Annotated in this window: 5 protein-coding genes and 1 rRNA gene; 2 read left to right on the top strand and 4 right to left on the bottom strand. The window is 64.4% G+C overall.

Annotation, left to right across the window (positions count from 1 at the left end):
• Together PHA8399_RS12165 and PHA8399_RS12160 are read right to left on the bottom strand one after the other, a co-directional pair.
• Nucleotides 1–190, bottom strand: a 16S ribosomal RNA gene (locus PHA8399_RS12165); the annotation flags it as partial.
• A 1,061-nt stretch (nt 191–1,251) separates the two neighbouring features.
• Nucleotides 1,252–2,685: a methyl-accepting chemotaxis protein gene (locus tag PHA8399_RS12160; protein ID WP_058286403.1), complete on the bottom strand. Its 1,434-nt coding sequence runs from the start codon at nt 2,683–2,685 to the stop codon at nt 1,252–1,254.
• Nucleotides 2,686–2,987: 302 nt separating this feature from the next.
• On the opposite strand from PHA8399_RS12160, the gene PHA8399_RS12155 reads away from it, so the two are divergent.
• Both PHA8399_RS12155 and PHA8399_RS12150 read left to right on the top strand, forming a co-directional pair.
• Nucleotides 2,988–4,463: a sensor histidine kinase gene (locus PHA8399_RS12155; protein ID WP_244270210.1), complete on the top strand. Its 1,476-nt coding sequence runs from the start codon at nt 2,988–2,990 to the stop codon at nt 4,461–4,463.
• Between the two features lies 1 nt (nt 4,464).
• Nucleotides 4,465–4,926, top strand: coding sequence for a response regulator (locus PHA8399_RS12150; RefSeq protein ID WP_058286402.1), 462 nt, complete (start codon nt 4,465–4,467; stop codon nt 4,924–4,926).
• Nucleotides 4,927–5,199: 273 nt separating this feature from the next.
• Here PHA8399_RS12150 and PHA8399_RS12145 read toward each other — a convergent pair whose 3' ends face one another.
• Together PHA8399_RS12145 and PHA8399_RS12140 are read right to left on the bottom strand one after the other, a co-directional pair.
• The gene (locus PHA8399_RS12145) at nt 5,200–6,279 is read right to left on the bottom strand and encodes an extracellular solute-binding protein (protein ID WP_058286401.1); all 1,080 of its coding nucleotides are present in this window, start codon (nt 6,277–6,279) and stop codon (nt 5,200–5,202) included.
• Nucleotides 6,270–8,138: a response regulator gene (locus PHA8399_RS12140; protein ID WP_158509263.1), complete on the bottom strand. Its 1,869-nt coding sequence runs from the start codon at nt 8,136–8,138 to the stop codon at nt 6,270–6,272. Before PHA8399_RS12140 ends, PHA8399_RS12145 begins: the two co-directional genes overlap by 10 nt.
• Between the last annotated feature and the right edge of the window lie 11 nt (nt 8,139–8,149).

Here is an 8,149-nt window from a genome sequence, read left to right as displayed (position 1 = left end):
TCCGATAAATCTTTCCCCCGAAGGGCGTATAAGGTATTACTCACCGTTTCCAGTGGCTATTCCTTAGAGAAGGGCACGTTCCCACGCGTTACTAACCCGTCCGCCGCTCACCCCGAAGGGCGCGCTCGACTTGCATGTGTTAGGCCTGCCGCCAGCGTTCGTTCTGAGCCAGGATCAAACTCTCAAGTTGAAACGCTCGTTAAAGCGTATCCTTGACGTTCGAACCTCTGCCATCTTCACCAGGAGGCTAATCCTGATGAAAGTCTCTGTCTGTTGTGCTTCAGTACCAAAGGCACCGAAAGCCGAACAAACAGTGAAGCTGACACCACATCATCGGGCCGAAACCCTAGTGGCGCGATATACAGAAGTCTGATCCATCGAAATGAACCGTGACCGCCCGCATATCTCTTCAGTTATCCATCAATGTCAAAGAGCAAACACCCAGAGGCCAAAAACCAGACCGATGCGCCAATCTTCCGGCGCGCCCGCCTCTTCAAACCCTCAGATGCCGCCGTCTCTCCAGCGTGTCCCACCGTCTCTCCAGTGTGTTTCCCGTCCGATCCCGCGTCGCCGCCGCCCCGTCCGGTGTGTCTCAGCAGCGCCTCAGCGCCGCCGGTGAGGGGTGTTCTATGGCGAGCGGCGGGGAGTCGCAACCCCTTTTTTGAAGTTTTGGTGACTTTTTGACCTCGAAGATGCAAAATCGATAATAATCAGAGGCTTAGTCAGGATCTTTTTGTGATTTCAGGCCCCGTTTCCAAGCATTTCAGGGTTCGGAAAAGGGGAGTTTGGAACCCGTGTTGTGAGGCGCTACCAGATGTTGGGTCCTGAAGGCTGGAACACACAAGCGGAGCGGCGAAAAACGAGTCGAATCCAAACCCCAACCTCCGCTCCAAACCTGCCGACTCGCCGCGGCGTCCGTACAAACCGGCGAAAAGAGCCTGCCAGATGCCGCAGTCGAGGGCGGCCGCCAAAGAGAAGGAGAGTATGCCAAGGGCCGCACGCCATGGCCTCCCACGGCAGGCACAGGATTCAATCACCTGTGCGGGACGCCCGGCCGCCGGCGCGGTCTCCCTGGCTCTGCTCAACAAACGCAGAGGGCAGCGCTTGCGCGGGACGGCAGCTCTGCATTCCCGCTCTCATATATCTTACAGGCGGGACGCTGCCGCCCGTGCTGCGCGCCTGAGGCCTCGCGGCCCTCAGCGGCTGTGCCCCGGGCAGTGAGGCGCCAGGGCACGGCCGCCGCAGCAAACCTCAGAAATCATCCCAGCCCCGGGCGGCCGGCAGCGCCCCTGCCGCACAGTGCAAGGCTGCCGCGGCTGCCGGGCTCTGAAGCTCCTCGACTGCTGCAGCCCGGGCCGGTGCCGGGGCCGGAACCGGGGCCGGGCTGGCTGCGGCCCTGAACTTGGTGACCTCCTGCGACAGCTGGCTGGCATCGGACGACAACAGGCGGCTGGCAGCAGACGCCTGCTCCACCATCGCGGCATTCTGCTGAGTCACCTGGTCCAGCTGTGAAACACCCAGATTGATTTCGCTCAGCGAGGTCGCCTGCTCCTTGGCCCCCGCAGCAATGCTGCTGATATGGTCGGAAATCGTGCCGACGCTTTGAATGATCTGCTGCAGCTCCTGGCCGGTTCTGCCAACCAGCTCCACACCGCTGGCCACCTGCTGCTTGCTCTGGCCGATCAGATGCTTGATCTCTCCGGCGGCCCCTGCCGAGCGCTGCGCCAGCGCCCGCACTTCTGAAGCGACAACCGCAAAGCCGCGGCCCGCTTCGCCGGCCCGGGCGGCCTCCACCCCGGCATTCAGCGCCAGCAGGTTCGTCTGAAAGGCGATGTCGTCGATCATCCCGATGATCTTGGCGATTTCCTCGGACGAACTCTCGATCTGCGACATCGCCGCCACCGCGTCCGTCACCACCCGGCCGCTGCGCTCTGCCGCGGTCTTGGCGTCGCTGACGATGGACTCCACCTTTTCCGCGCCCTCTGCCGAGGAATGCACCGTGCCGGTCAGTTCCTCGATGGCGGCGGCGGTTTGTTCCAGGGTCGCCGCCTGGCTTTCGGTGCGGTGGGACAGATCGGCGGCCGATTTGGAAATCTCCTCTGCGGTGCGCTCCACCGCACCGGACACCTGCGTCACCGCCCCGATGGCGGTCTCCAGCTGTTCGGCCGACTGATTGAACGCCTCGCCCAGTGCCGCAATGTCCGCTTGCTCCGACAGTGTGACCCGTACCCCCAGATCCCCCTGGCTCATCGCCTCCAGCCCGCGGGCGATTTCCTGCAGGCCGAGGCGCCGCTCCGTCACGTCTGTGGCCACTTTGACCACGCGCTCGACGGTGCCGCCCTCGCCGCTGACTGGCGCATAGGTAGCCTGGATCCAAAGCGTGGTGCCCTCCTTGGTCACGCGCGGGAACTGCCCGGTGAAGACCTGGCCCGACGCCAGGCCCGCCCAGAAGTCCTTATACTCTGTGCTGGCGGCAAGCTCCGGCGCCACGAACATGGAATGATGCCGGCCTGTGATCTCGTCCAGCTGGTAGCCGAGCGCGGCCAGGAAATTGCCGTTTGCCGCCAGAACAGTGCCATCGGGCGTGAAATGAACCGTGGCTTGGGTGGCGTCGACCATGTCTGCAATGATCCTGGCGCCATTATCGTGCTCTGCCGGCTGTGCTGCCTTGAATTTGAAAAACAAAAAACTTCTCCGCGCATTTCTGAGTCTCTGGGCTCACGTCCGGAGTAGCTTGATTCGACCAGAAATTTCTTAACACCGGCCAGCGGCCCGCGCGGCAAGCCGCGGGCGAGGGCGCCGCGGCGTCCGGCCGCTTAACAGTATGACAACTTTTAGTTGCAAGAATATTTGAGAAGCCTCCCAAAGGCTGTAAAGTGAGCTTGGAACTGGTCAGGCGGCCTTGTCGCGCCCACCGCAGGGCGTGCCGCGATGCGCTGCATATTGGCCGCAGGCCCCGCGCCCGGAAACCAGGGGGAGCGACGGACATGACACTTGCCAGACACTTCGAATCTGACCAGCCCCCGCTGTGGCGCAGCCACGCCGGGTCCCGGGCGCATCTCGCCGCAGCCGTGCTGGTCGGAGCGGGCTTTCTATTTGACTTCCTGACACCGCTCGGGGTCGCCGCCGGCCTGATTTACACCGCCGCGGTCCTGTGCTCCGTCTGGGCCGACAAACCGGCCACAGCCTGCATCTATGCCGCGGCCGGCACTGCGCTGACGGGTCTTGGATACCTGCTGCTTCCGCTTGCCGGGGTTGATCAGTGGATTGTGCTGGCCAACCGGATCCTGACGGTGATCGCCCTGTGGGCCTTCGCTTTTGTTGTCTACCGGCAGAAATCCTTTCAGGCCTCGCTTGAGCAGAAGCAGAATGAGCTGACGGCTATCCAAGACAACAGCATTGCGGGTCTGATCAACATCGACCCGCAGGGCACGATCCTAAGCTACAACCGGACCTGCAGCAGAATGTTCGGCTATTCCGCCGGGGAGGTGATCGGCCAGAATATCAGGCTCCTGCTCCCTGACTCTGCCGGTTCCGGCGAGGATCCCGGCGGCGGCGCGTTATTCAGCGGCCGCCCTACGCAGTTCACCGGTGTCCGCCGGGAGGTTCTGGGGCGGCGCAAGGACGGCCAGGTCTTTCCGATCGAACTGTCCGTCAGCGAAGTCCGGGTTGGCCGCATCCACCTGTTCAGCGGCATTCTCCGCGACCTCTCTGCAGAAAAAAAGGCCGAGGCGGAGCGGGAGCGTTTCACCGAGGAACTGGCCCGGTCAAACCGGGACCTTGACGATTTTGCCTATGTCGCCTCCCACGATCTGCGGGCACCGCTTCGGGTGATCGGCAACGCCTCAACCTGGCTGGAGGAGGATCTGGCAGACGTGCTGGATGAGGACAGCCGCGAAAACCTGGGGCTGCTGCGCTCGCGCGTGGCACGGATGGAACGGCTGCTTGACGATCTGCTCGAATACTCGCGGGCCGGGCGCAAGACCGACAGCAGGTATCAGCAAACCATGCCAGGCACTGAGCTGATGCGGGAGGTTCTGATGCTGATCGACAAGCCGAAGGGCTTCACCATCACCATCGCCCCCGGCTTCGGCAGCATCCGGCTGCCCAATATGCCGCTGAAGCAGATCTTCGCGAACCTGGTTTCCAACGCGGTCAAGCACAATGACCAGGGCGCAGGCGCGGTGGACATCAGCGTGGAGGATGCCGGGGATCACTACATCTTTTCAGTGGCCGATAACGGCCCCGGGATAGACCCTGAATACCACGATCAGATTTTCAAGATGTTCCAGACCCTGAAGTCACGCGACGAGGTCGAGGGCAGCGGCATCGGCCTGTCGATCGTCAAGAAACATCTGGAACGCGCCGGCGGCACGATCTCGGTCCGGTCATCGCCCGGGGACGGCTGCGCCTTCCGCTTCACCTGGCCCAAGCAGCAGGAGGTTGAGCAGGAACGTGATTAAAATGACACCCCGCGGCAGCGGCGCCGCCCCCCACGGGGACCTGAGGATTCTTCTGGTCGAAGATGACATCGGCGATGCCAAAGCCGTCCTGCGGGCCTTCCGCAAAGTCCGCATCAGCAACGCGATCACCCGGGCGGCCGACGGCATCGAAGCTCTGGACATCCTGCGGGGAACGGGCGGAAAGGAGCGGATCCAGCCGCCGTTTGTGCTGCTCGCAGACATCAATATGCCGCGGATGAACGGCATCGACCTTGTCCGGGAACTGCGCAAAGACCCTGAACTCAGCGGCACGGCGGTATTCTTCCTGACCACCTCCCGCCACGACCAGGACATTGATGCGGCCTACGGCTTGAATGCTGCGGGCTATATCGTAAAGGAGACAGCCGGGCGCGATTTTCTGCAACTCGTTGAGATGGTCGGCCGCTATTGGCGGATCGTCGAATTCCCCGCAGCGGCAACCTGATCCCCAGCCGCTTCCCTGCCCCCCGCACGTCCTGTCGCGGCCGGGTCCCAAAGGATGCCCCGCCCCGCGCCTGCGATCCGCCGCCGGGGCGGATCCAGAGATCCCGGCAGGTATTTCCAGCAACAAAACACCGGGGGCCGGCCGCGGACAGCCCCCTGCCCTGTTGGGCCAAGCGGCCCCCGCGCATCCGCCCCGCACCGGCGCGGCGACCAGCACTGCATCTTCACCCGACGGCCAAGGCAGCAGCCCGTGGCGCGGCGCTGCCTGCCGCGGTCACATCCCTATCTGCAGCAATCTCCAGCGGCGGTCCAGGAGGCGTTTTTCCGCCCCGCTGCGGGAGGGGAGAAGATAAAGCCTGCCGCGGGCGTCCAGCGGAAGCGCGGCCGCAGGGCTGTCAAAGCCCGGTTCGCCGGCGCCCGCCTTGGGAAACGACACGCTGCTGATGGCATTGGTGAACCGCGCCGCCGCCGCCATCATCTCAGGCGCCAGCATGAAATCCATCAGCTGATCCGACGCTTCAAGATCGCCGGCATCGCTTGGGATGACAAACAGGTCGGCCCACAAATTGGTGCCCTCCCGGGGCATCGCATAATGATAGCGGTCGGTCCCCTGCTCCAGCAGCGGTGCCAGCCCGTCTGTGCTCCAGGTGACGGCCAGGCAGACCTCGCCGCCCAGCAGGGCATCATACTGATCCACATCGAACGCCCGGACATAGGGCGCAATGGCGGACAGAACGCCAAAGGCCGCCTCAATGTCACGCTCTGACCGCGATTGCGGATCCAGACCAAGATAGGCGAGCGCGGCCGCCACAACCTCCTCCACGGAATCGACAATCGTGATGCCGCAGTCCGCAAGCTTGCTGGCGTTGGCGGGGTCGAACACCAGCGCCCAGCTGTCAAGCGGCGCATCCGGCAGCCGCTCCAGCACGGCGCTGCGGTCATAGGCGATACCGGTGGTGCCCCAGAGATACGGCAGCGAATAGCCCTCCGCCTGCGGCGTGGCGTCCAGGTACAGCTGCATCAGTTGCTGGTCGATGGCCGCCGCGTTTGGAATGCCCGACAGGCCGATCTGCCGGATCGCGCCCGCCTCCACCAGACGGCCGACGGTTTCCGAGGACACCACCGCCAGGTCGTATCCGGTTCCGCGGGCAAGCAGCCGCGCCTCGGCCTCGTCAGCCTCGCCGTAGGTGTCGAGAACGAGTCTTTTGCCGGTTGCTTCCTGGAACCGCCCGGCGGTGTCCGGGGCAATGTAGCCGCTCCAGTTATAGAGCAGCACCCGGCCGGGGTCGGCGGCAGCCGGACCGGCCATCGCAGACACCGCAGACAGGGCGGCGGCGATTATCTTCAGGCGCATTTTGAATTTCCCTCCTCAGCGGGAGCGGCCTCAGGCGCGCCCGCCTCTTCCGGCCACAGCCGGGTCAGGGCGGCAGCCAGTGCCGCCTTGGTGACCGGCTTCGCCAGATAGTCGTCCATGCCCGCCGCCAGGCCTTCGGCACGCTGCTCGCTCATCGCGTTGGCTGACAAACCGATGACCGGCACCGGCGGCAGGCCCAGCTCCCGTTCCCTGGCCCGGATCGCCCGGGTAGCGTCAAGCCCGTCCATCTCCGGCATCCGCACATCCATCAGCACCAGATCCGGGGCCCAGCTGCGCGCCAGCCCCACAGCCTCTACACCATCGCCTGCCGTCATCACGGTGCAACCCAAACGCTCCAGCATCTTGCCCGCGATCATCTGGTTGACCCGGTTGTCGTCGGCAACGAGAATCTTTTTGCTGAACACGGCGCCAACCGGCCCGGGCTGCGGCACTTCGGCCGGGGGCGGCACGTCTTTCACCGGAAACTCCACGGTGAACTCCGATCCCACGCCTTCGGTGCTTTGCAGCGCAATCGTGCCGCCGATCGCTCCGGTGAGGTTTTTTACAATGGCAAGCCCCAGTCCCGTCCCGCCAAACCGCGTGGTGGTGGTGGCATCGGCCTGCGCGAATTGCTCGAAAATCCGTTCCTGGGCCTCCGGCGGCACCCCGATCCCGGTGTCCTTGACGGCTATCCGGATCACCCGGGTGCCGTCCTGCCCAGACGGCAGTTCCTGCAGCACGACCCCGACCGCGCCGTTGCCGGTGAACTTCAGCGCGTTGCTGACGAGGTTCACGACGATCTGGCGCACCGCGGTGCCGTATCCCAGCACGTGCCAGTTGCTGACCCCGGCGCTCTCCTGCAAGGTCAGATCGATGTTCGCGCTCTGGGCGCGTGCCGAGAACAGGTCAATCACCTCCAGGCACAGCCCCCGGACATTGAACGCCTCGGCCTCCATCTCCAGCTTGCCGGCCTCTGCCTTGGACAGGTCCAGGACGTCATTGATGATGCTCAGCAGGGAGTTCCCGCTGACGATCATCATCCGGATCATATGGCGCTGCTTGTCATCAAGCGCGGTGTCGTTCAGCAGCTCCGCCAGGCCCAGCACACCGTTCAGCGGGGTCCGGATTTCGTGGCTCATCGTCGCCAGAAACACGGATTTGGCCTCCGACGCGGCCTCCGCCTTGCGCCGGCTTGCCTCGATCTCCGACTGCGCGCTGATGATGAACCGCTCCATCGGCATGTGCACGAACCGGGCGGCGACAAAAACCCCGATGCCCCCGATCAGAACCGCCGCCAGCGCATAGGTCAGCTGCCGTTCCGCCGCAATCCGGCCGGTCCGCGCCTCGGCCTCCTTGACCTCCATCAGCACCGGCAGCAGCCGCCTGGACAAATTCGCGGCCAGGGCCGCGGCCTTTGCATCACCTTCGGCCTGCCGGTTTCCTGCAGGCTCAGTCAGATGCGCGGCCAGGAACAGAATGTCCTTCAGCTCGGATACCGGGTTCAGCGCCGGCTGGGACAGGATCTGCTGCGCCTGCGGTGAAAAGGCCGCCAGCGCACCAGGGGCGGTCAGTCCGGCAAGCGAGTCCGCTGCGGGCCGCGCGCTCCGCCGGATGCGCCCGCGCGCAATCAGCGCCTTCTGGCTGCCGGGGTCGTCCTTCACGGCATCAAACGCCAGGGCCAGCTCAGCCAGAGAGACCAGGATCTGGTCCAGCACGATGGTGTTCTCCGCCCGCCGGGCGACACTGTTGTGCCCGGTCAGGGTGACGCAAAAGGCGGCCACTGCGGCTGCCAGTAAAATCGCCAGGGCGATTCCGCTGCGCAGCCTGAGGTATCTTCGCGTGACACGCTGCTTTGTCATTGAGTGTCCGT

The sequence above is a fragment of the Leisingera aquaemixtae genome, from assembly GCF_001458395.1.
Taxonomy (GTDB): Bacteria; Pseudomonadota; Alphaproteobacteria; order Rhodobacterales; family Rhodobacteraceae; genus Leisingera; species Leisingera aquaemixtae.
This window is presented reverse-complemented; position numbering and strand designations above follow the sequence as displayed.

Bases quoted from the DNA above. Each gene is read 5' to 3' on its own strand.
- PHA8399_RS12145 (WP_058286401.1), bottom strand. From the start codon at position 6,279: ATGCGCCTGAAGATAATCGCCGCCGCCCTGTCTGCGGTGTCTGCGATG.
- PHA8399_RS12140 (WP_158509263.1), bottom strand. From the start codon at position 8,138: ATGACAAAGCAGCGTGTCACGCGAAGATACCTCAGGCTGCGCAGCGGA.
- PHA8399_RS12155 (WP_244270210.1), top strand. From the start codon at position 2,988: ATGACACTTGCCAGACACTTCGAATCTGACCAGCCCCCGCTGTGGCGC.
- PHA8399_RS12150 (WP_058286402.1), top strand. From the start codon at position 4,465: ATGACACCCCGCGGCAGCGGCGCCGCCCCCCACGGGGACCTGAGGATT.